We start from the raw sequence: 25,367 nt of genomic DNA on the forward strand, positions 1-25,367 counted from the left end.
TAATAAATTATTTTTTGAAAAAGAGTAGTTTCATATTAGCATTATGTTTTCACTATTAATATACTAAAAATTCAATTAATTTATTTCTCAAGTTTTGTAGAATTTTGGGGAACAAATATTGAAAAACCCCTTTCCGATTGGAAAGGGGTTTTTCAATATTTTCTTAACCATAAATATCTGGATTAGAATAATTTATGAAACTTTTTTCTGAAAAATTAAAGCCATAAATATCCGGATTAGAATATTGTATATTCTCCTCTTTTACAGACTTCAATCCATAAATATCTGGATTAGAGTAATTTACTGATCCTTCTTTTAAGGATTTTACTCCATATATGTCTGGATTAGAATAATTAACTCCTAAAGAAAGAATCGCTACTATTCCTAATCCTACTACACCATATATACGTTTTTTCAATTCAATTCCTCCCTTTCTTCCAAAACTTTAATAACTTCTTTATAATATTTATTGCTTTCCTCGTACTTAAATTCATTCTCTAAGTACATTGCTAATTCTAAATAGGCATTTTTTAATTCTTTCATACTACCCACACTCTTAAAGAATGGAATAGCCTCATTCTCTAAAAATCTCTTAAACTCTTGGGATTCCCCAAAATATTTATACTTAAATATACAGAATGAATAAATCATTTTATTATATTTTTCATCACTACGTGAACACTCAATCCCTTTTTCTATCCATTTCTGTGCTTCTTCATAACATTTAAGATGAATAGATTGTTTAGCCAAACCATAAATTGTTTCAATATAATTCATATTGACAGTCTGCTGTAATTGGAAACTTTGAAGAAAATAGTTTTTTGATTTATCATGCTCATTCTTATAATGGTATAATTCTCCCATATTATTTAAAGTCATAGCTTTAATCATGTCTTTTTCCGCAAAAGAATCCACTTCTCTTAATATACTTTCATAAATCTTTAGAGCTTCTTCATACTGTGCTTTTTCCACATAACTTAAAGCAATAATCGTTTGACAATTTATTACATAACGGAATTTGTATTCGTTACGGAACCCTTCCATGGCAATATTAGCAAAGTGCATGGCTAAATGTGGTATATTTAAGTGACTATACGCAAGGCTCAAGTTATAATATATACCAGTTTCATAATACCCTTGCTCTTTAGCCATTTCTTCCGTTTCAATTAAATACTTCAAACTTTCCTTATGCTTATATTGCAGACTAAGTAACAATGCCTTACTATACGTATACAACATCTTCTGAAAAGGTGAATATTTCTTGTAAACTTTTTTCAATCTTTCCAACTCTTCTTCAACAGCAGGAAAATCTCGTTTCATAATTAAATAACGCGTATAAAGCAGTTTATAATAATTTATAATTTCAAAATCCAAAACATGCTTCATTTCACCTTGCAACTCTTCATATATGCGTTCTACTTGTGGCTTGTCCAAATGAACTAATGCATTTAGCCATTCATCCAACTTCCCCTTCACATCTTCTTCTACATCTCTCAAATCCGTCACGGCAATTTCTAATCTTGCGCAGAGCAATTGTAGAATCTCTTCTGATGCTTCGATCTTTCCATTTTCGATTTTACTTAAGTATGAGACAGAACAAATGCCCTGACATAATTCTTCTTGTGTCATTTTTTGCTGTAGCCGTTTATAAAAGACTTGTTTGCCTATTTTTTCTAATGTTTGTTGCATTGTCCTCCTCCATTCTCATTACCCCCATTACTCTAATAATACATAAAATCTTGAGAAATATAAATTGATAAATGTTAATTTTCTAAAAAATATGCAATATTTCATTTTTTTTCCTCTTGACTATACTTTCATATCCATTCTTTGCTACGAGCGATGAAAAATTGGTATACTATAACCAAATTATGGAGGTGTTTTCGCGATGACTTATTATAAAGACGATAGCTATGCCTTACATACAGATTTATATCAAATTAATATGGCTTATACATATTGGAAAGATGGTATTCACAATCGCCGCTCGGTGTTTGATTTATATTTTCGAAAGCTTCCATTCGAGAACGGTTATGCTGTTTTTGCTGGTCTTGAAAAGATTGTAGAGTACATAGAAAACTTCAGCTTTACCGAAAGTGATATCGCTTATTTAGCAGAATTACAATTTGAAGAAGAATTCCTTCATTATTTAAAAAATATGAAATTCACTGGGACAGTTCGAAGTATGCAAGAAGGTGAAGTTGTATTTAATAACGAGCCTTTATTACGTGTTGATGCACCACTCGGCGAAGCACAAATTATTGAAACTGCCCTGTTAAACATTGTGAATTACCAAACATTAATTGCAACAAAAGCAGCTCGTATGAAGCACGCTGCAAATAACGATGAACTTTTAGAATTCGGCACAAGACGCGCCCACGAGTTTGATGCTGCTCTTTGGGGCACACGTGCTGCCTTTATTGGTGGCTTCTCATCTACGAGTAACGTACGGGCTGGGAAGCGCTTCGGAATACCCGTAGCCGGCACACACGCTCACTCTTTCGTTCAAGCATATCGCGATGAATATGTCGCATTTAAAAAGTACGCTGAAACTCATAAAAAATGCGTCTTTCTCGTTGATACATACGACACTTTAAAATCAGGTGTTCCAAATGCAATTCGCGTCGCGAAAGAGTTTGGAGATCGTATCGATTTTTATGGCATTCGCCTTGATAGTGGTGATATGGCTTATTTATCAAAAAAAGCAAGAAAGCTATTAGATGAAGCTGGGTTTACAAATACAAAAATTATTGCTTCTAGCGATTTAGATGAATACACAATTATGCACTTGAAATCTCAAGGAGCAAAAATTGATGTATGGGGCGTTGGGACAAAATTGATTACGTCCTTTGAGCAACCAGCCTTAGGGGCTGTTTATAAACTAGTTGCGATTGAAGATACTGATGGAAAGTTAAATGATACAATTAAAATTTCATCTAACCCGGAAAAAATTACGACTCCAGGACTGAAACGAATTTATCGCATTATCAATCGAGTTAATGATCATGCAGAAGGCGATTATATTGCATTAGATTCTGAAGAACCAGGAAAAGAAGAACGCTTAAAAATGTTTCACCCTGTTCACACGTATATAAGTAAATTTGTAACAAACTTTGAAGCTCGCGAACTGCATAAAGACATTTTCATTAACGGTGAAAGAACATATGAACTACCAGACATATTAGATATTCAAAAATATAACGAACAGAGTCTCGCGCTATTTTGGGAAGAGTATATGCGAACTTTAAATCCCGAAGAGTATCCTGTCGATTTAAGTCAAGAATGCTGGGATCATAAAATGAATTACATTCAAACTGTTCGAGAACAAGTTGAAAAAAATATACAAAAATAAAACAGAGAAGCTCCCCCTTCTCTGTTTTTTCAATACTTTATGTATCTTTATAGAAAATATATTAAAATAATAAGACAAATATTTTATATTTGTAAATTTTAATATTGAGTTATTTATTTATAAAATAATATTTGTTATTATTTTATTGAGTCAATTTCAACAAAATAACCTAAAAAAGAGGACGCAGATTGCGTCCTCTTTTTTATAAATCTTTCACTCGTAGTACACGCATTGCATTTAACACTGCAAGTAGTGTCACACCGACATCTGAGAAGACAGCTTCCCACATTGTTGCAATACCGAAAGCACCAAGTAATAAAACTAATCCTTTTACACCTAATGCAAAGATGATATTTTGCCATACAATGCGTCGTGTACGTTTTGCAATGTGTACAGCTGTTGCAATTTTTGAAGGCTCATCAGTCATAATAACGATATCTGCCGCTTCAATTGCTGCATCTGATCCTAAACCACCCATTGCAATACCAACATCAGCTCTTGCTAATACTGGTGTGTCATTAATACCATCACCAACGAAAGCAACTTTTTCTTTTCCATGTTTCGCTGCATCAATTTTTTCAATCTCTTCTACTTTTTGTTGCGGTAATAGTTCTGCGTGAACTTCATCTAAACCTAATTCTTTCCCAACAGCTTCACCAACTAGTTTTGCATCACCAGTTAACATGACTGTCTTCTTAATACCTAGTTCTTTTAACTTTTGAATTGCTTGTTTTGAATCTTCTTTTACCTCATCAGAGATAACAATATAACCTGCATATTTTCCATCTACAGCAACGTGAACTAATGTACCTACTGTTTCTGGTTGCTTAAATGTAATGTTTTCTTTTCTCATTAATTTAGCATTACCTGCAAAGATTTCTTTTCCTTGCACTTTAACGACTGTACCGTGACCAGAAATTTCGTTATAATCATTGATTATTTTTTCATCAATTGATTTTCCATATGCATTTCGAATGGATTGTGCAATTGGATGATTAGAATACACTTCAGCAAATGCGGCATACTCTAATAATTCTTCATTTGTAATGCCTTCGCCCGGTTCCATTTTTGTAACTTTGAAGACACCTTTTGTTAATGTTCCTGTTTTGTCAAAAACAATATATTTCACATCATTTAAAGCTTCTAAATAGTTACTTCCTTTTACTAACACACCACTTTTAGATGCACCACCGATGCCTCCAAAGAATCCAAGAGGAATAGATACAACTAACGCACACGGACAAGAGATTACTAAGAACACTAACGCTCTATAAATCCAATCTGCAAATGTAGCTCCTTCTAAAATAAGTGGCGGAATGAACGCCATAATTGCCGCTGTAATAACTACAACTGGAGTGTAGTAACGCGCGAACTTCGTAATAAAGTTTTCTGTTGGCGCTTTTTTACTACTTGCATTTTGAACTAAATCTAAAATTTTTGATACAGTTGATTCACCAAATTCTTTTGTAACTTCAATTGTTAATACACCATTTTGGTTTACAAAACCACTTAGTACATCATTTCCAACTTCCACTTCACGTGGTACAGATTCACCAGTCAATGCTGAAGTATCTACCATTGATGTTCCTTCAACTACTTTTCCGTCTAACGGTACTTTCTCACCAGGTTTCACGATAATATAATCACCGATTTGTACATCTTCTGGTGATACTTGTTTCGTTTCATTTCCAACCTTTACATTCGCGTAATCAGGACGAATATCCATTAATGAAGTAATTGATTTTCGAGAACGGTTTACCGCAATACTTTGGAATAGTTCCCCTACTTGGTAGAATAACATTACTGCAACAGCTTCTGGATATTGCTGAATCGCAAAAGCTCCTAGTGTTGCAATTGCCATTAAGAAGTTCTCATCGAACACTTGGCCACGAGTTATGTTTCTTACCGCTCTCCAAACGATATCTCCACCTATTAATAAATACGCAAGAACGAATAACGGAATCGTTATCATTTGTGGTAAGCCAGCTAGTGCAGCAATTGCTGTCAAAATTCCGCCGACCACTAATCGTCCTACCATCTTTTTCACATTTGCTTCACCATGGTCGTGACTATGCCCGTGGTCATGACCACCCTTTTCTTCACGAATAACTTTCACATCTGGTTCTAACTTTTGAACGACATTTGTTATATTTGCTACAGTCGCTTCTAATTCTCTTCTATTCGCTACTTCAACTCTTAATTTCTTTGATACGAAATCAACAGTTGCTTCTGAAACGGTCGGCATTTCTTTCACTTTATTTTCAATCTTCATCGCACAGTTTGCACAATCTAAACCTTCTAATATAAACACTTCTTTTGCTACTTTTGTGTTTTTTTCTTCTTGTACTTTAATGTCCGGTTCTAATTTTGTAACGAGTTGTTTTGCTTCTGTAACAACTTCGCTTTCTTTATTTTGTGCTGTTTCTAAAATCATTGTTTTTGTCGCGAAATTTACAGAGCAAGAATTTACTCCTTCTATATTTCCAACACCTTTTTCAATTTTCATTGCACAGTTCGCACAATCTAAACCTTCTAACATCAGTTTCTTTTTCACTAATGCTTCAGCCATCGTTCTCCCTCCTCGCGTTTTTTATTCTTCCTCGTTTACGTGTTCAAACGCTTGCTCGAAGATATGAATTACGTGCTGGTCAGCTAACGAATAATAAACGACCTTTCCTTCTTTACGATTCTTTACAAGTTTCGCTTGCTTTAACACACGGAGCTGATGTGAAATAGATGATTGTGTCATTCCTAATAAATACGCTAAATCACAAACACACATTTCAGCTTCAAATAAAGCATGTAATATTCTCGTACGTGTACGATCGCCTAATACTTTAAATAATTCTGCTACTTTACTTAAACTTTCATCAGTTGGAATTGTTTGTTTTACTTGGTCAACAACTTCTTCATGAATTATCGTTTGAGAACATGTCTCTTGTGGTGTTTCTACTTTATTTCCAGCCATTATAGCTCACCTCTTTATTTGAACATATGAACAATCATTCATATATCTTATACTCTTATTATATGAGCAATCATTCATATGTGTCAATGAAATCTCATACATTTTTTCGAACATTTCGTTCACATTTTAATAAGGCTTACACATATTTTCCGCATCCATTACATTCTCATACAAAAAAGAATATACATTTTGCCCAAAAGAAAAAAGCCTTGCGCGCTCCCTAGACGCACAAGACTTACTACCTTATATCCCTTTTAATTAAGCTTTTAATTAGCTTGTTCTAAATTATCCTGCGAACTTCCATCGTCTTTTAAATGACTATGTTTTTTCGAATAAACAAAGTATACAACTACTCCAATTGCTAACCAAACACCGAAGTAGATCCATGTTGTTAATGGTAGGTTAAACATTAAGAATAAACAACATGCGATTGAAATAATAGGTAGCGTTGGTACAAGTGGTACCACAAAGCCACGTTGTAAATTCGGATGTGTTTTACGAAGAATAATAACCGTCACACCAACCATCGCAAATGTTAACAATGCTCCAATATTCGCTAAATTCGACAATTCTTTTAAATCGACAAATCCAGCAATTAAAGCACTACCAATACCTGTTAACCAAGTTGAGAATACTGGCGCTTCTGTTTTCTTATTAATTTTCGCAAATGATTTTGGTAATAAACCATCACGGCTCATCGCGAAGAATACACGTGTTGTTGCATAAATGTAAGCAAAGATTACAGCCATAATACCAATTACAGCTCCAACTGCGATTACACCTGCTACTTTATCTTGTCCTACAACCTCTAACACATATGCCATAGCTTCTGGTACATCTAATTCTTTATAAGAAACCATACCTGTCATAACGAGACAAACTACAACATAAATGATTGTACAAATAACTAACGAAGCAATAATACCAATCGGTAAATCACGTTGTGGATTTTTTACTTCTTCAGCAGAAGTTGCTAATGCATCAAATCCTAAGAAAGCAAAGAATACTGCTGCTCCTCCGGCAAAGATTCCGCTAATACCGTATGGTGCAAATGGCGTCCAGTTTTCTGGTTGTACGTAAAACGCACCAACTGCAATGAATAAAATAACAATACCAATTTTGATTAATACCATTATGTTATTCACACGTTTACTTTCTTTCGTACCTCTTGATAATAACCAAGTTAAAACTAAAGTAATGACTACTGCTGGTAAATTCACAATCCCACCTTGTGATGGAATCTTTAACAGCTCTGTTGGAATTTCTAATCCAAATCCACTCACTAAGTTATTGAAATAACCTGTCCATCCACCAGCTACTGCGGCAGTTGTTACGACATATACAGATAGTAATGTCCATCCCATTAGGTGGGCAATAAACTCACCAATTGTCGCATATGAATATGTGTATACACTACCTGAAACCGGCAATGTAGATGCAACTTCTGCATAACATAATGCTGCAAATCCACAAACAATCGCTGCAATCATGAATGAAAAAATAACTGCTGGACCAGCATCTCTTGCTGCTACTAATCCTGTTAATACTAGAACTCCTGTACCGATTATCGCACCAATCCCTAGCATTGTTAGGTCGAATGCCCCTAGCGTTTTCGTTAAAGTTTTACTTTTACTTTCCCCTAACAGTTGCGTAACGGATTTCTTTTTAAATAGGTTGGCCACGATGTATGCCCCCTTTTGCCAAGAAGAGCTAAGAGATATTCACTCTTAGCTCTTATCATGTTGGTTTATATATTGTTCGATTTTGTTTTGTATAATGCTTCTATTAGCAAGATACTGTTTCTGCTTCTAATAATTCTTTAGCACCTTTGTATTCTACACCGTGAGCTTCTGCAACTGCTTCGAATGTTACATAGCCATCTAATGTGTTAATACCTTTTAGTAATGCAGAGTTGCCTAGGCAAGCTTCTTTGTAGCCTTTGTTAGCAATTTGTACTGCATATGGTACTGTTACGTTTGTTAATGCAAGAGTTGATGTACGTGGAACCGCACCTGGCATGTTTGCAACTGCATAATGAACAACGCCGTGTTTTTCGTAAGTTGGGTTATCATGAGTTGTAATACGGTCAGTTGTTTCGAAAATACCACCTTGGTCAATCGCGATATCTACAACAACAGAACCTGGTTCCATTGATTTAATCATTTCTTCTGTTACAAGTTTTGGCGCTTTTGCACCTGGGATTAATACTGCACCGATTACAAGATCAGACTCTTTTACAGCTTCTGCAATATTGTAAGGATTAGACATTAAAGTTTTTACTTGGTTTCCGAAAATGTCATCTAATTGACGAAGACGTTCTGCACTTAAGTCGATGATTGTTACATCCGCACCTAGTCCAACTGCAATTTTAGCAGCATTTGTACCAGCTTGTCCACCACCGATGATTGTTACTTTACCACGTTTAACCCCTGGAACACCTGCAAGTAAGATACCTTTACCGCCTTTGTTTTTCTCAAGGAATTGTGCACCAATTTGTGCAGCCATACGACCAGCTACTTCACTCATAGGTGCAAGTAATGGTAGAGAACGGTTTTCTAATTGTACTGTTTCATATGCAATAGAAACAACTTTCTTTTCGATTAATGCTTTTGTTAATTCTGGTTCTGGAGCTAAGTGTAAGTATGTGAATAAGATTAAACCTTCGCTGAAGTGTTTGTATTCGCTTTCAATTGGTTCCTTAACTTTCATAACCATTTCCATGTTCCAAGCTTCTTCAGCTGTATCAACAATTTTTGCTCCTGCTTCAACATACTGAGCATCTGTGAAACCAGATCCTAAACCTGCACCCTTTTGAATGAATACTTCGTGATTGTTACGAATTAAATGTACAACACCTGCTGGTGTCATTGCCACACGGTTTTCGTTGTTTTTAATTTCTGCTGGTACCCCAATACGCATAATGAAATGCCCCCTTATAATTAACAGAAAAAAGAAAGTCTTTTTTCTTTTTGTAATAATTAATAACTTATGTCCTTATTCTAGCATAACTTAAAAGTTATGAAAACGCTAACATACTATATTTTTAAAGTTTATATATTTAGAATAGTGTAAATATATGGAACATTGATTCTATTAGCCTCTTTGTTCCATCTCATTTTCTATCACTCTATTTTTATTATACTCCTTAAAAATAAGCAGCAATCATTTATTATTGAACAATAATGTAACAATGTAAAAAACACCAATGATTCCGTATACATATACAGTTATTAATTTGCACAATACTTTAGGGATATATTCTTTTCATAAAAAAACAGCTGCGGGCATTTAGCCAGCAGCTGGGTAACTAATAAATAACTTAGAAAATAAATCATCTGTTGTTTCCGTAATTTTATCAAACAGATCACTTTCTTCCGCTTCTTGCTCTTTTAACATCTTAATTGTTTCACGTGCATCTTCAGGGTAATCGGTAATGATACCATCTACGTTTAACTTATAATATCCCTTTAAACTTTCCATATCATTTACCGTCCATACATAAATTGGTTTGTTTAACTTCCTTGCTTCTTTTACTAACTTCTTATTTAACATGTATTCTTCCGCTACATAAAAATCAGCTTTCACATTCTTTAAGTTGGCTCTACTTGCATACAGTATATATCCGACTTTTATATCTGAATTTGCACGCTTAAACTCTTTAATAAGCGGGTAATGTAACGTTTGAATAACACATTGCTTCTCAAATTCATTATCTTTAATCGTTTTTAATACTTTATTTACAAAATCTTTTTCGCCACCATGAAGCTTCACTTCAATATTAAGTTTGATTTTTCCCTTAGCCAGCTTAATGATTTCATCAAGTGTACTTATTTGTCCTGAAAACCCATCTTGACTAAGAGTAAGCTGTCTTAACTCGTCCATCGTTAAATCCGAAACATGAACATTAGCATTGGCAAGACGTTTTAGCTTCAAATCATGTATAACTGCTAGTTCACCGTCTTTCGTTTGCAGTACATCAATTTCAGCATAATCTGCTTTCGCATCAATAGCTCCCTGCACAGCTTCTTTCGTATTCTCTACACCTTTTGAAATATAACCACGATGAGCCATAATAATTGGCTCTTTATATGTGTTTGTAATAAAGGTCACAATGAAGGCAACTACCATTCCCGCAGTAATAATCCCTACAATATATACGCCAATAAATTTCCAACGATGTTTTTGGAAGAAACATTTATCTGCTTTTGTTTTCGAATAATCTAATCCTTCTTCTAATAAAACATCTTCCACCGGAACCTTTTGTAAATACAATCTTGTTAAAGCCATAATGTAAAACGGCGTCATAATAAAGCTAAATAGATACAATGTACTTGTTAAGAAAACTGAAATAGTTGACTCTGCTAATAGTGCAAATGTCCCTTCTGGGTTTGTAAATTCATATACCCCCCACAGACAAAGCAAATAAATCCCTACACATAAAAGAAAGACGATTCCTACAGATATGAAAAAACCTACTAAAAAGAACAATACTTTAAAGAAGCTTTCTTTTACTAAGTTTGCGCTTTTGCGTGCTGCCGTGCGGAACGGCTTTTGCTCTAAAACGATAATAGGTAAAACAAAAATCCAACGAAGATTTAAGTAGGCAACTACAGCAAAGAAAGTATAATACCCAACTTGCCCCATTGTTGTCTTAAATAGTTCACCTGTAATAAAATTAGGAATTTGAATTTCAGGAATCAATGCAGATTTATACCCCATACTTAATAGTGGTAATAGTACAACTGCATACAAAACAAATCCAGGCAAGCAATATGTAAACAGAGAAGGTAAATACGTTACTGTTTTATACAAAATGGGACGTAATCTCACCTTTTGCCTTTTATGAGCGAAGTACGAAATGATAATAAGTACTGCAAACTCTGTAAAGATAAGAAACAATGCCAGTATAGATAAAATTACAATTGCCAAAATGCCGTATGGTGTCTTTAAAAACGCTAATAATTCATCATTCGTCGCATTTGCATAACCACCAAAATACAATAACTTATTGAAAATAATCCCAAATAGAGGGACAAATACAATTGCTGCTAATAATTTATAAGCAAGTTGAAAGGTTAATACATTCCAAAAAGCAAATCTAACTGTTTGAAAGGAATGTCCCATTACTCCTGGTATAGATAGTCTTTTACGGTGTTGCATATATTCCTCCACATTCTAAAACGATATTTGAGATGGATTCCATATTTCCATTTCCAATCCATCTTTTTAATAATAATATATTCCGCTTAACATGAACACTCTTATACATATAACGAAAAAAGTGATGGCTACTTCCCATCACTTTTTCATTTTACTCTATTTTTTCTCTAACCCTTGTCCAAATGCTTTCAAGAAGCTAAAACCGAATGTAATAGCTCTATTGATATCTGGATCTTTTAACACTTTAAAGAAATCCATCACTTTTGTTTTCTTACCACTATTTAATTCATCTGTTGCAAATTGCAATCCAGTGACTAAACTCGATGTGATTTGCTTCGTTATTTCTGGGTCAACTGAGGATAGTGCTTCCCCCGCCCCCATCATGTTGTTGAGTGCATTTTTAACTGGTTCACGATTTAATTGCTCCACAGCAATTTTTGAAACATCTTCCTTCGCAGCAAGTAAACTAATCGCCGCATCTAATATACCAGCCTTCTGCAACTGTGCTAAAAGCTGCATCGTTTCTTCTACTGCTTCACGATTATTAGATAGCTCATTTAGAAGTTCATCTGCTACTTGCTGTTTCTGCTCTTCCTCTGTTACAACTTTCTTTTTAATTAACGTAATTTCTTTCGCCACTATCTTCGCCCCCTAGTCCACAAGTGATACGTATTGTTTTCTTTGCCATTTTTGCTCAATTTCAACACCATTTTGCGGATTACGCTGTTTATCTCGCGGGTTTGAAGATGGTAACGGACGGTTTCCTTTTTCACGTAACACACGCATTTTCACCATCGTTTGTTTATACGCCGGTGTACACGTATACAGGTCTGTTGCCGTCCCAGTTAAAATATTAATCGCTTCTTCATTTATCGTTGCATGCATCGGTAAATATAGCTCTTTCCCCGTTACACGGTCAGTAATAAGCGCTTGTACTTTAATTTTTCCAAATGGTGATGCTAATTCTACAAGACCACCATCTTTCACATTGCGCTCTATAGCGAGTTCAGGTGAAATTTCAACGAATACTTCAGATACTTTAGATAAAATACCAGCTGATTTATTCGTCATATTCCCTTCATGGAAATGTTCCAGCATGCGTCCATTATTTAACAGTAAATCATACTCATCTGGCGCTACAACCGGTGGTACCCATTCATCTAATGATAAACGAGCAAGTTTATCTGGGAAGTTAAATCCGTCTACATATAATAGCGGTGTATCACTACCATCATGACTCCCCCAACATAAACTATTCCAGCCTTCTAGACGGTCGTATGTTGCTTGAGAGTATAACGGTGCAAGTGACGCGATTTCATCCATAATTTCACTTGGACTTTCATAATTCCAATCCCTGCCTAGTGCACGAGCAACTTTTTGTAAAATCCACCAGTCTGGTTTGGAATCACCTAGTGGTTTCAATACTTCATATAATCTTTGAATACGGCGCTCTGTATTCGTAAACGTTCCTTCTTTTTCTAAGCTTGGTGCTGCTGGTAAAATAACATCAGCAAAACGAGCTGTTTTTGATAAGAACATATCTTGAACAACGAGGAAGTCTAAATTCGATAAAATATGTTGCACATGGTTCGCATTTGAATCGACTAAAGCCATTTCTTCACCCATGACATACATACCACGTAGTTTTCCCTCTTCTGCCGCAAGTAACATTGCAATATTGTTTAATCCTGGTGCTTTCGGAATCGTTGTACCGTATGCTTTTTCAAACTTCGCACGAAGCGTATCATCTGATACTGCTTGATAACCTGGAAGCCAGTTTGGTAATGTTGCCATATCACAAGCACCTTGTACGTTATTATGTCCTCGTAATGGATATGCGCCTGCCCCAGGACGACGATAGTTACCTGTAACAAGCAGTAAATTTGAAATGGCTGCAGATGTTGTACTTCCTCCTGTATTTTGCGTTACACCCATTCCCCAAAGTACACAAGTACCATCTGCTTCATATACCATACGAGCCATTTCTTTCAAATTTTCTTTCGAAATTCCCGTAATTTCTTCCGTATAATCAAGCGTATACTTTTCTAACATTTTGCTATATTCATCAAAGTTCTTCACATTTTCAGCTAAAAACTTTTTATCGTGCCAATCTTGATCAATAATATATTTCGTAATACCAGCAAGCCATACGTAATCCGTACCTTGGCGCGGATGAATAAATAAATCCGCACGCTCTGCCATTTCATGTTTACGAAGGTCTGCTACGATTAGTTTTTGTTCGTGTAATTTATGAGCACGTTTTACACGCGTCGCAAGTACTGGGTGTCCTTCTGTTGGATTCGCACCAACGATAATGACAAGGCCTGCTTCAGCTATATCTTTCACTGTTCCAGCATCCCCACCCATACCGACAGTTTTAAATAAACCGTCTGTTGCTGGAGATTGACAGTAGCGAGAACAATTGTCCACATTATTCGTGCCATATATTTGTCGAGCTAGTTTTTGCATAAGGTAATTCTCTTCATTTGTTACTTTTGAAGAAGAAATAAATCCAAATGCATCGCTACCATATTCAGATTTAATATGCTGCATGTTAGAAGCAACAACCTCTAATGCTTCTTCCCAAGTCGCTTCAACAAACATGTCTCCTTGGCGAATTAATGGCTTCGTAATGCGATCTTCACTATTTACAAAGTCCCATCCAAATTTACCTTTTACACATGTGGAAATACCATTAACCGGTGCATCTGAAACAGGTTGCACTTTTAATATATGGCGATCTTTCGTCCATACTTCGAAAGAACAACCGACACCACAAAATGTACAAACTGTCTTTGTTTTATTAACTTTCGTCTTACGCATCGCAGCCTCTACTTCTGAAACCGCTAAAATACTACTATATCCAGGCTCTACATCCTTTACAAAATCAATCATCGGATCTAACACATGTGGTTTTAATCCTGTCATGAACCCAGCTTCACCTAACATTGATTTTTCCATTAACGCATTACATGGACATACTGTTACACACTGCCCGCAACTTACACAAGATGAGTCATTAATGCTTACACCACTATCCCATATAACACGTGGGCGATCTAAACTCCAGTCTATCGATATAGTTTCATTAACCTGTAAGTTTTGACATACTTCTACACACTGTCCACAAGCAATACATTGATTTGGATCATACCGATAAAATGGATGTGACATATCCACTTCACAAGCACTTACTTTCGGCTCATACGGATATTTCTGTTCTTCAATTCCCATCATATGTACGGTGTTATGGACTTTACAGTTACCATTATTGTTATCACAAACGGTACAATACAATAAATGATTCTCTAATATTCGATCCATCGCCTCAGTCTGTGCCTCTTTCGCACGCTGGGACTGTCTTTCAATATGCATACCGTTCTCGAGTTTCGTTGAACAAGCACGCATTAACTTTCCATTCACTTCTACAATACACGTATCACAAGTTTGAATTGGATCTACTTCTGGTACGTGACAAATTTGAGGATGTTCCAAATTACTCTCGTTAAATAATTGTAGTATCGTCTTTTCACCCGATGCGGAAAATTCTTTACCATCCACGGTTACACGGACTGTCTGTTCTGCCATAGTTTCCCCTCTCCTTACAACCAACTGTACAAAGCAATTATGAATCCGTTTTCAAAATCGCATTACTGTACATATTTTTGAAACGCTCTGCCCAAATACTTTTCTTATGAAGTCGATTCTAGATGTTATAAGGTATAACTACGAAAGCTTGAAAATATCACTATTCTACTGTTCTATTATATCGTACATATACAATAATAACCAAAATAATCTGTGATCTTCTTGCTAATAGGTGTTTTTATTTCCTCATTGTTTTATGATAAATACGGGAGAGAAATACACTTAAAAGGGGGATTTTATATGGGACCCACGCAAGAGACTTATACAGTTGTACGCTATCAATCTGGTACATTTTCAAAACAACTTGATGAGATTGTTACAGAATCTCCTATTACTATTAAATTAAATGGTGAAGAGTATGTAACAGTCGTATGTACACCAAATTACATCGAAGATATGGTAATTGGTTTTTTAATTTCTGAAGGAATTATTTCTTCCTATAAAGATGTTGAAGAAATATGGGTTCAAAAAGATAACGGAATTGTCCATGTAACCTCATCAAAAGTAAATCCACTCTATCAAACTTTATATAATAAACGATACATCACTTCTTGCTGCGGAAAAGGTAGACAAGGTTTTATTTTCGTAAACGATGCGGCAAAAGCAAAAGATTTACATGATATACACGTGAAAATTACTCCTGAAGAATGCTTTTACTTAATGAATACGTTACAACAATCTTCCACTACCTTTCGCCAAACCGGCGGTGTTCACAATACCGCACTATGTGATCGAAACAATATCCTTCTATCAAGAATGGATATTGGCAGACATAATGCATTAGATAAAATATACGGCCATTGTTTGCGCAATGATATATCTGTTAAAGGGAAAATCATTGCATTTAGCGGGCGTATTTCATCCGAAATTTTACTTAAAGTTTCAAAAATCGGATGTGAAATTGTTCTATCTAAATCCGCTCCAACAAAACTAGCATTGCAACTCGCTCACGATTTAGGCATTACAGTCGTAGGATTTATTAGAAATGAATCTTGTAATATTTACACACATCCACATCGAATTGATGGTTATCAATCAAATAACTAAAATAACTCCTCGATTGGGGAGTTATTTTAGTTATAAAAATGTAATATATTAAACACTTGAATAGTTAATAAAGTTAATATATAATTTCATTACATATTAAAAACAAAACATTATAGCATATATCTTTTCATTCTTTTACAAATTAAAAGAGACTGCTAACAAAACGCATACACAATCTTATAAAAGTAATGGATTTATTTTATTTGAAATCGACCAAGGAGGTTACAACTATGGAAATTCGCTTATTAACGACAGAGGACGCAGAAATATATTTAAAAGTTTGTATGGAAGGTTTAACGAAGAACCCGGAAGCTTTTAGCTCTTCTTATGAAGATGTTCTGAAACACGAGGATCCTGTAGCTGCTATGGCAAAACGATTAAGCAATCCGGATAAGTATACTCTAGGGGTCTTCAAAGATAACGATTTAATCGGCATTGCTACTTTAGAAACAAAACCATTTATTAAACAAGAACATAAAGCAAAAATCGGTTCCGTTTTCGTTTCCCCAAAAGCACGTGGCCTCGGAGCAGGACGAGCTCTCATTAAAGCAATTATTGAAAATGCCGATAAATTACATGTAGAACAACTTATGCTCGATGTTGTAGTTGGTAACGCTGGTGCCAAAAAATTATATGAATCATTAGGTTTCCAAACTTACGGCGTACAAGAGCGTTCATTAAAACATAACGGTCAATATTGGGACGAGGAACATATGGTTCTGTTCTTAAATGACTAATACTTCAATATAGTTTTTTAAAAGCATCTTCTTATTAAAGAAGGTGCTTTTTTCATTACAACAATGTAATCTTCATGTCACCTTTATCGATCGTACCAAACCTTTCCATTCATTATACTAAAAGTATAAAGTGAAACTTTACTCAGTGGAAAGCTTTACCTCCACTGAGTATTAGTTGAACCAATCGGGCATTTATGGGCAGTTGATCTTCCATCTAACTTCTTCGCATCCACTAAATCTTTAGATGGAAGTCTTACTGCCCATTAATTCGGGGTAAAGTGACACTTTAATTAGTGAGGCACCAATCATACAATGAACGTATAGCATTCAATTGATAGGTAGAGGAGAATGTGACATGAAACAAAACAAACGAGCTATGCTTTTAATATTTACTACAGCAATTGTAACTTCTGGGTTAGCAATTTTACCTTGGTTTATTATATAGAACGATTCCCCTAATAACGAAAAAAGCTTATCGCTTCTTAAGAAGCGATAAGCTTTTTTTATATTATAAAATCCCCAAAATTTTATTTACACAACTTATAATAATAACCATAGATACGGCAATGCACATGACAACCGTATTACGATCTTGCTTTTCTTTTTTTGAAATTTCTTCTTTTGGATTCATGTGTATGATCTCCTTTTAAAAAAAGTGTGAGATAGGAAATTTTTCTTATCCGATGCGAGGTGAATACGAAAACCTTCTCTATCTCACATACACAATAGAATGGAATTGTCATTTTATAAATAAAATGACATGACGTTATGTCGCAACATAGGGTATTTTGTGTCGCTACGTTTTCTATTATAAAAAATAGTTGTGCAAAACTAGTGCATTTTTTATGTCAATTACCCTGAGCGAAAAATAACTCTTCCACTCAATCACATAAAAAGAGTTTTTTATTATTTTCATGTAAACTATACAAATAGACTGAACAGTTTGGGGTGCACAAGATTATGGTAAAAATTTTATTAGTAGACGATGAAGAACGTATGTTACGATTATTAGATCTGTTCTTAAGTCCTCGTGGCTATTTTTGTATGAAAGCCACATCTGGCCTTGAAGCACTAAAATTAATAGAACAAAAAGACTTCGATATTATTTTGTTAGATGTTATGATGCCGAATATGGATGGATGGGATACTTGCTATCAAATCCGTCAAATTTCCAACGTTCCAATTATTATGCTAACAGCTCGTAATCAAAATTACGACATGGTGAAAGGCCTCACTATGGGCGCGGATGACTATATTACAAAACCATTTGATGAGCATGTTTTAGTTGCACGAATTGAGGCTATATTACGCCGTACAAAGAAGGATGGCTTCGTTAGCTTCAACGGTATTGAGTGGGATAAAACGAAACATACTGTCACAGTGTATGACGAAAAAATCTCACTAACTCCTATCGAGTTTTCATTACTTGGACTATTTTTACAAAATACAAACCGTGCTTATAGCCGAGATGATTTAATCGAAAAAATTTGGGGTTATGAAACAGATATTGAATATAGAACAATCGATTCACATATTCGCAATATCCGTGATAAATTGCGCAAAAAGGGATTTCCAGTTGAAAATTACTTAGAAACTGTCTATAAAGTCGGATATAAATGGAAAAGTGAATAATTACTTCGGTCAGTGGACAATAGTATATCACTGACCCTTTATATGAAATAAGGTATGGTGAGAAAATGAGTAAACTTTCACTTAAAATTGGGACATACTTTTTAATATTAGCTTTATGTATTGAAACAATTGCTTTCGTATCTTTTTACAAAAGCATTTCAACAATGCGGATTGAGGAAGAAACACTTGCTCTTTTAGAAAAAGGCAATCGCTATAGTAACAAAATTACAAGACGTTCCAAGTGGAGTGCACATGCTCAAGAAAAGACAAACATCGAACGTGCTGAATACAATAAAAATCCTAAACGTCCTATATACCCAGAGTTCGATATCGCGGATGAGGCTGAACACTTAGTTGAATCAGAATCAATTGCTAACTCTGATATAGCTATCATTATAACGGACAATAATGGAAAAATCATTTCCACTTCAGAACCTGTAACAAAGGCTATGCAAAAACAACTTACTTGTAAAACAAAACAAATCCCCAAAAATGGATTGATCGTCGAGAAGAACTGGAAAAAATCAAAATTCATCACAACGGTAAGCCCAATTAACACAACAGAGTTTCAAGGAAAATTATATATGTTATTAAAAACATCTTTCTTAGAAAATATGTTACTTAAACTCATGAATCAATTTCTTATCATTAGTGTTTTGACAGTTATTTTAACGACTATTTCTGTCTTTGTTTTTTCTCGTGTTATTACAGAACCGCTTATAAAAATGAAGAGGGCGACAGAAAAAATGTCAAAATTAAATAAGCCAATTCAATTAGGTATTAAACGGAATGATGAACTTGGAAGCTTAGCAAAAACAATTGAAGATTTGTCCAGTGAACTGACTTATATGAAAAAAGAACGAAATGAATTTCTCGCTAGTGTCGCCCATGAACTATTAACCCCATTGACCTATATGAAAGGTTATGCGAAGGTAGCAAAGAGAGACTCTTTAACGAAAGAAGAGCGAGAAGAATACTTACAAATCATTGAGGATGAAACAGATAGTGTAACCGATCTCGTCCAAGATTTATTTATGCTTGTACAATTAGAACAACACCAATTTGTTATAAAAAAACAGAAAGTGACCCTTCAACCATTTTTAGAACGAATGGTTGAAAAAACAAAAACAACATTAACTAATAAGCAAATGCAACTTCATGTATATTGCAAAGACGATTTAAAAGTTTGCATAGACGAAAGACGTATGGAACAAGTTATGTTAAATTTATTACACAATGCTTATCAGCATTCGCCAGAAAACACATCTATTACGATACGTGTACTCACGAAAACTGATTCTTTCACAATAAGTGTAGACGATGAAGGTGAAGGTATTCCTGAAGTAGATATCCCGCATATTTTTGATCGTTTTTATCGTGTTGATAAATCCAGAACGAGAGCTACTGGAGGAAAAGGTATCGGGCTAGCTGTTGCAAAAGAAATTGTAGAATTGCATAACGGTTCCATTCTAGTAAAAAGCCAATTAGGAGTAGGAACAAACTTTATAATCGAGCTACCTTTTGAATAAGATGCGTGTGAAAACACCAGTAGTAGTAAACACTACTGGTGTTATTTTGTTCATAAAATCAGCTCATATAAGCTAAGCTTTTGAAATTATTCTTATTTCAATATAAAATAAAGATACATTTGTCAAAGATTTGGAGGGTGATATAATTGGATATCCATGTATTAACAAAAGACGAAGCGGAAATTTACTTAGAACTTCGTGTAGAAGGATTAAAGCAAAACCCTGAAGCTTTCAGCTCTTCTTATGAAGATATTATTAATAAAGAGTGTGCGATTGAATATAAAGCACAAAAATTAGCACAAGATGAAAACTATACGCTAGGTGCATTTAAAGATGGACAATTAATCGGGGTTGCAACACTGGAAACGAAACCATATGTCAAACAAGAACATAAAGCTAAAATCGGTTCTGTATATGTATCTCCAAAAGCACGCGGACTTGGAGCAGGAAAAGCACTTATTAAAGAATGTCTTGAACTTGCTAAATCTTTAGAAGTAGAACAAGTTATGCTTGATGTTGTTGTTGGCAACGATGGAGCAAAAAAACTTTATGAATCATTAGGATTTAAAACATTCGGTGTACAAGAACGTTCATTAAAATATAACGGACAATATTGGGACGAAGAGCATATGGTCTTATTCTTAGATGAAAATAAATAACAAAAAAACATCCTCTCGTGTATGAGGATGTTTTTTACTCTTTTCTAAACCAGGCTGTATTTAATAGTTGAATCGCTTTCGCAATTTCTTCTTCTGATAAAATCGCAAACCCAAGTAAAACCACATTTTCAGGTGCAGTACCATCTTTATAGTACGTAGAAACAGGATATATTTTAATACTACATTTTGCAGCTTCTTGAATTAGTTCCTCTTCTCGCATTCCATTATGCACTTGTAATAAAATGTGCAATCCCGAATCTTCTCCTATCACTTCAACATGATTAGAGAAATACTTTTCTATTTCAAAGACGAGTCGATCCCTCTTTTTTCGGTAGACGACACGCATTTTATGAATATGTTTTTCCCAATAGCCTTCATTTAAAAACTTTCTAATCACTTCTTGGTCCATTCTTGAAACACTTTGTGTATAAAATAAATATTCCTTTTGATACTTTTCAATTAAATGCTTCGGTAATACTATATAGCTCATCCGTAATGAGGGTAACAAGGCTTTTGAAAGCGTCCCCATATAAATAACTTTCCCATCTGTATCTAATCCTTGTAGTGCCGGAATTGGCCTTCCTGAATAGCGAAATTCACTATCGTAATCATCTTCAATAATATACCTGTCTTCCTCTTTTTTCGCCCATTGTAAAAGCTGCGTCCTTCTCGTAATAGGCATAATCATTCCATATGGGAATTGATGAGAGGGAGTTACAAATACAACATTTGCATCACTATTTTCTAAATCCGTCATACAAATGCCATCCTTATCTAAAGATAACATTTGAACCTTTTTTTCTCCCTGTTCAAAAACGACCATTTTCCTATGATAACCTGGATTTTCAACTGCATAATTACTTCCCTTTAACAATTGAAAAAGTAACTTCACTAATATTTGTGTTCCCGCTCCTAATACAATTTGACTAGCTGAGCAACGCACACCTCTAGATTCATACAAATAGCTCGCAATTTCCTCCCTCAGGCTCAATTCCCCTTGAGGGTGTCCAAGAAAAAGCAACTCATTATTATGTGGCTGCCATACATCATTTATAAGCTTGCGGTACGTATTGAACGGAAACGTATTCGTATCAACTCCTGTTTGGGTGAAATCAAATGTATAGTTTTCCTCCCGAAACGGTACTTCTTCTACTTTCTCTTCGCTTCCTTCTACATAAATCATTTGTTCAACTTTACATACAAAATAACCTTTTCTCGATGCCGACTCAATATAACCTTCTGCAAGTAATTGCTCGTAAGCCGCTTCTACTGTATTCTTACTCACTTGTAAATAGCTCGCCAGCTTTCTTTTTGCAGGTAATTTTGTTAAAGCTGGAATCGTTCCATCTTTAATTTCTTTTTTTATATACTCATACAATTGCACGTACAATGCCTTTTTACTATTCATATTTAAATTAGGCGTTAATTCTAACATAATATCTGACCCCTTCATAAAACTGAAATCTGATACTTTTTACAGTACCAGAAGTTATATATAATTCCTTGTATCATGTCACACATAAAAAATCAAATACTCGAGAGGGGATGCATGATCATGAACAACAATAGACGGATGGGACTCATTATGATTATTACAGGAGCTACCTTATGGGGATTATCTGGCCCGATGATTCAGTGGTTATTTCAACACGCTAACGTATCATCAATTGATTTTTTAACAATTCGCTTGTTGCTTGCGGGAATATTTATTTTATCTTTCTTGCTTATAAAGAAACAAAACATATTTCAAATTTGGAAACATCCTAGACATTCTATACAACTTATTATTTTCTCTATTCTCGGCATGCTCGGTGCGCAGTACGCCTTTATTGAAACGGTTCATATTAGTAACGCAGTCACAGCGACATTATTTCAATTTCTAGGTCCTGTTCTTATTACCATTTATGTCGCATTTGGACAAAGAAAATTCCCTGCTTCTATGCAACTACTCGCAATTATAACTGCCCTAACAGGAACGTACTTTATTATTACAAACGGTTCAATTGAAAATATTGTTTTATCAAAAGAAGCCATTATTTTCGGTCTATTAACAGCAATTGGATTTGCATTTTATACCCTTCATCCAGCTTCTCTTATTAAAGACTGCGGAACAACTGTAGTAATTGGCTGGGGAATGTTAATTGGCGGCATTGCCCTCCTTATTTGTAATCGCTCGTTTGAATGGGATCAGCTTTCACAAACTTTTACATCAAAAACTTTTTCTATGCTTATTCTTATCATCATAAGTGGCACCCTTTCTTTCCTCCTTTATATCGGTAGTCTGAAATATTTAGCAGCAACAGAAACGAGCATTTTATCTAGCATTGAACCACTTGTAGCTGCCATCGTTTCAATCGCTTGGCTAAATGAATCCTTTGGAGCCTATCAATTATTAGGCGGCGTATGTATTGTTCTTTCTGTTATTTTCTTAACGATGCCGCAAAAAGAGAATGAACCTACCTTTTCAACTGAACAAATATAAAAAATGTCAAAAGAGGTCGTACAAAACTTACGACCTCTTTTGACGTTTTAAAGGAATTGTCCCGCTTTCTAGCAAATACAATTACACTAACAATAAAAATTAGGAGTGTGACACCATGAAAAAAATTGGAACTATGCTACTTTTCTCCTTTCTCGTCGCTGGATGCACACAAGCGCAGCCTGATTCAGAAGCACCTAAAAAAGAAGCTATCGCCACGTCATCCACCCAAGTTAATGCACCTTCCTTCTTTCATCTTAGCGTTTTAAAAGATGTAAATTGGGAAGAAACACCCTCCTTCATACAAGAAAAAACACCTTTAAAAGGTATCGAAGAAAAGATCGCAATGGCTGATAGCCCCATTATCGCAAACGAAAAAAATGAAATAATGTGGTACTTTTTAGATCCTGAAATGCCCACTGGAAAACTATCTATTATTGCACTAAAGCAAGGATCAGTAACTCCAACACCCGTACTCTTTCAACAAGAAACTTCCAAACCAACTTGGACTACTTCAAATACAATTGATTCCACTACAAACGAACTCCCTCTCACTATGTCACTACCTTCATCTGGATTATGGGTATTAAACATATATGTAAATGAAAAATATTATGATCAGTTTGTAATTACTGCTGAGTAAAGTGACAAAACTAAAACACTTTCTTACAACAATGTAATTTCTACGTCATGTACTTCGATAGTTGAAGTAGCTCTCTTCTCTTATACTTAAAGTAAGAAATGACACGAGGAGAGATGAGAGATGAAAAAAATGATAGAAGTAATCGTAGCAGTAACTGAGGTTTTAGTAAATGGTAAACAAGTTGCAATGGAATTAAATAAATAATGAAGAAGCATAAATAATTCTATATTTCTTCATTATTTTGATTTCTTATCTCAAAAAAGCAGTGCCTTTTTGGCACTGCTTTTAGCTATTAATAACTTGGTATTTTCGTAATTTGCGCCACACCCGAATCAATGGCTGCTTTCGCTACTGCTTCTGCAACACTTGGAACAACTCTTTTATCTAATGGATTTGGGATTACATAATTCGCATTACGTTCTTCGTCCGTAATGATGTTAGCGATTCCATATGCTGCCGCTAATTTCATTTCTTCTGTAATATCAGTCGCGCGCACATCTAACGCACCTCGGAATATTCCAGGGAACGCCAATACATTATTTACTTGATTCGCATAATCCGAGCGCCCAGTTCCTACTACAGCTGCTCCAGCCTCTAACGCATCCTCAGGGAAGATTTCTGGAATTGGATTTGCCATTGCAAACACAATTGCTTTCTCATTCATCGTCTGTACAAGTTCTTTCGTTAATACGTTAGGGGCAGATACACCGATAAAGATATCAGCCTGATGAATCGCTTCTTTTAACGTTCCACGCACATGTTCTCGATTTGTCTTTTTTGAAACTTCAATTTGTGCTTCGTTCATCCATGCTTCACCTTCACAAACAATACCTTCTAAGCTAACTAATGTAATGTGCTGTGCACCAGCCTTTAATAATAATTTTCCAATTGCAATTCCTGCCGAACCCGCACCGTTAATAACAATTTTCACATGATCCATTTGTTTGCTAACAACTTTTAATGCATTAATAACAGCTGCTAAGACGACGATAGCTGTTCCATGTTGATCATCATGGAATACAGGAATATTCGTTTCTTCTTTTAATCGTTTTTCAATTTCAAAACAACGCGGTGCTGCAATATCTTCTAAATTGATCCCTGCAAATGTAGGCTCTAAATTTTTCACAAGGGTAACGATTTCATCCACATCCGTCGTCCCTAAGCATAATGGGAAAGCATCTACATTAGCAAATTTCTTAAATAATATACTTTTTCCTTCCATAACAGGCATAGCCGCTTTCGGTCCAATGTTTCCTAAACCAAGTACCGCTGTTCCATCTGAGACAACTGCCACCATATTCCCACGTGCTGTATAGTCATACACTGTTTCTTCATCTGCTGCAATTGCTTTGCAAGACTCCGCTACACCTGGTGTATATGTCAGACTTAAATCATCCGCTGAATTTACTTCTACTTTACTTGTAATCTCAATTTTCCCTACTAATTCTTTATGCAATAACAATGATCTCTCATTAATTTGATTTTCTAACATACTTATAATCTCCCCTTAATT

The 25,367-nt window shown here is 35.0% G+C and carries 20 protein-coding genes; 8 read left to right on the forward strand and 12 right to left on the reverse strand.

The window, feature by feature from the left end; translation table 11 throughout:
* Nucleotides 1–163 precede the first annotated feature (163 nt).
* The gene (locus ACUXEY_RS22465; protein WP_064477121.1) at nt 164–418 is read right to left on the reverse strand and encodes a Phr family secreted Rap phosphatase inhibitor; all 255 of its coding nucleotides are present in this window, start codon (nt 416–418) and stop codon (nt 164–166) included.
* Nucleotides 415–1,689, reverse strand: a complete 1,275-nt coding sequence (locus ACUXEY_RS22470) for a helix-turn-helix domain-containing protein (RefSeq protein ID WP_429602012.1) — start codon at nt 1,687–1,689, stop codon at nt 415–417. The genes ACUXEY_RS22465 and ACUXEY_RS22470 overlap by 4 nt, the downstream gene beginning before the upstream one ends.
* Before the next feature lie 199 nt (nt 1,690–1,888).
* On the opposite strand from ACUXEY_RS22470, the gene ACUXEY_RS22475 reads away from it, so the two are divergent.
* Entirely contained in the window at nt 1,889–3,352 is a 1,464-nt protein-coding gene (locus ACUXEY_RS22475) for a nicotinate phosphoribosyltransferase (RefSeq protein WP_461301642.1), read from the forward strand.
* A 202-nt stretch (nt 3,353–3,554) separates the two neighbouring features.
* Here the strand turns inward: ACUXEY_RS22475 and ACUXEY_RS22480 are convergent, their stop codons facing one another.
* The 7 genes from ACUXEY_RS22480 to fdhF all read right to left on the reverse strand — a co-directional run bounded on the left by ACUXEY_RS22480 (nt 3,555) and on the right by fdhF (nt 15,068).
* On the reverse strand, nt 3,555–5,921 hold the full coding sequence (locus ACUXEY_RS22480; protein WP_461301643.1) for a heavy metal translocating P-type ATPase: 2,367 nt from the start codon (nt 5,919–5,921) through the stop codon (nt 3,555–3,557).
* Between the two features lie 21 nt (nt 5,922–5,942).
* Complete coding sequence (locus ACUXEY_RS22485; RefSeq protein WP_000918377.1) at nt 5,943–6,320, reverse strand: ArsR/SmtB family transcription factor; 378 nt, start codon at nt 6,318–6,320, stop codon at nt 5,943–5,945.
* Nucleotides 6,321–6,586: 266 nt separating this feature from the next.
* Nucleotides 6,587–8,002 (reverse strand): amino acid permease, encoded by a 1,416-nt coding sequence (locus tag ACUXEY_RS22490; RefSeq protein WP_461301644.1) that lies wholly within the window; start codon nt 8,000–8,002, stop codon nt 6,587–6,589.
* A gap of 103 nt (nt 8,003–8,105) precedes the next feature.
* Nucleotides 8,106–9,239: an alanine dehydrogenase gene (gene ald / locus ACUXEY_RS22495; RefSeq protein ID WP_001219742.1), complete on the reverse strand. Its 1,134-nt coding sequence runs from the start codon at nt 9,237–9,239 to the stop codon at nt 8,106–8,108.
* A gap of 369 nt (nt 9,240–9,608) precedes the next feature.
* Complete coding sequence (locus ACUXEY_RS22500; protein ID WP_429602014.1) at nt 9,609–11,480, reverse strand: glycerophosphoryl diester phosphodiesterase membrane domain-containing protein; 1,872 nt, start codon at nt 11,478–11,480, stop codon at nt 9,609–9,611.
* Nucleotides 11,481–11,636: 156 nt separating this feature from the next.
* On the reverse strand, nt 11,637–12,119 hold the full coding sequence (locus ACUXEY_RS22505; RefSeq protein WP_001040526.1) for a helical membrane plugin domain-containing protein: 483 nt from the start codon (nt 12,117–12,119) through the stop codon (nt 11,637–11,639).
* A 12-nt stretch (nt 12,120–12,131) separates the two neighbouring features.
* A complete protein-coding gene (gene fdhF / locus ACUXEY_RS22510; RefSeq protein ID WP_461301645.1) occupies nt 12,132–15,068 on the reverse strand; it encodes a formate dehydrogenase subunit alpha in 2,937 nt (978 codons plus the stop codon).
* A gap of 300 nt (nt 15,069–15,368) precedes the next feature.
* On the opposite strand from fdhF, the gene fdhD reads away from it, so the two are divergent.
* Nucleotides 15,369–16,175, forward strand: a complete 807-nt coding sequence (gene fdhD / locus ACUXEY_RS22515; RefSeq protein ID WP_429602016.1) for a formate dehydrogenase accessory sulfurtransferase FdhD — start codon at nt 15,369–15,371, stop codon at nt 16,173–16,175.
* Between the two features lie 230 nt (nt 16,176–16,405).
* Nucleotides 16,406–16,912, forward strand: a complete 507-nt coding sequence (locus tag ACUXEY_RS22520; RefSeq protein WP_000405874.1) for a GNAT family N-acetyltransferase — start codon at nt 16,406–16,408, stop codon at nt 16,910–16,912.
* Nucleotides 16,913–17,420: 508 nt separating this feature from the next.
* Here the strand turns inward: ACUXEY_RS22520 and ACUXEY_RS22525 are convergent.
* Complete coding sequence (locus ACUXEY_RS22525; protein WP_001068388.1) at nt 17,421–17,543, reverse strand: hypothetical protein; 123 nt, start codon at nt 17,541–17,543, stop codon at nt 17,421–17,423.
* 329 nt (nt 17,544–17,872) lie between these two features.
* Between ACUXEY_RS22525 and ACUXEY_RS22530 the strand changes: the two genes are divergently transcribed.
* The 3 genes from ACUXEY_RS22530 (at nt 17,873) to ACUXEY_RS22540 (ending at nt 20,732) form a co-directional block, all read left to right on the forward strand.
* Nucleotides 17,873–18,544: a response regulator transcription factor gene (locus ACUXEY_RS22530; protein ID WP_000238949.1), complete on the forward strand. Its 672-nt coding sequence runs from the start codon at nt 17,873–17,875 to the stop codon at nt 18,542–18,544.
* A gap of 65 nt (nt 18,545–18,609) precedes the next feature.
* Nucleotides 18,610–20,073, forward strand: coding sequence for a HAMP domain-containing sensor histidine kinase (locus tag ACUXEY_RS22535; protein ID WP_461301646.1), 1,464 nt, complete (start codon nt 18,610–18,612; stop codon nt 20,071–20,073).
* Between the two features lie 146 nt (nt 20,074–20,219).
* Complete coding sequence (locus tag ACUXEY_RS22540) at nt 20,220–20,732, forward strand: GNAT family N-acetyltransferase (RefSeq protein WP_000351216.1); 513 nt, start codon at nt 20,220–20,222, stop codon at nt 20,730–20,732.
* Between the two features lie 34 nt (nt 20,733–20,766).
* Here the strand turns inward: ACUXEY_RS22540 and pdxR are convergent, their stop codons facing one another.
* Complete coding sequence (gene pdxR / locus ACUXEY_RS22545; protein WP_461301647.1) at nt 20,767–22,167, reverse strand: MocR-like pyridoxine biosynthesis transcription factor PdxR; 1,401 nt, start codon at nt 22,165–22,167, stop codon at nt 20,767–20,769.
* A 120-nt stretch (nt 22,168–22,287) separates the two neighbouring features.
* Between pdxR and ACUXEY_RS22550 the strand changes: the two genes are divergently transcribed.
* The gene (locus ACUXEY_RS22550; RefSeq protein WP_166704574.1) at nt 22,288–23,214 is read left to right on the forward strand and encodes a DMT family transporter; all 927 of its coding nucleotides are present in this window, start codon (nt 22,288–22,290) and stop codon (nt 23,212–23,214) included.
* Nucleotides 23,215–23,329: 115 nt separating this feature from the next.
* On the forward strand, nt 23,330–23,854 hold the full coding sequence (locus ACUXEY_RS22555) for a DUF4871 domain-containing protein (protein ID WP_461301648.1): 525 nt from the start codon (nt 23,330–23,332) through the stop codon (nt 23,852–23,854).
* 292 nt (nt 23,855–24,146) lie between these two features.
* Here ACUXEY_RS22555 and ACUXEY_RS22560 read toward each other — a convergent pair whose 3' ends face one another.
* Nucleotides 24,147–25,346 (reverse strand): NAD(P)-dependent malic enzyme, encoded by a 1,200-nt coding sequence (locus tag ACUXEY_RS22560; RefSeq protein ID WP_166704572.1) that lies wholly within the window; start codon nt 25,344–25,346, stop codon nt 24,147–24,149.
* Nucleotides 25,347–25,367: the final 21 nt, after the last annotated feature.

It is taken from the genome of Bacillus sp. F9_6S_D1_P_5 (genome assembly GCF_054823925.1).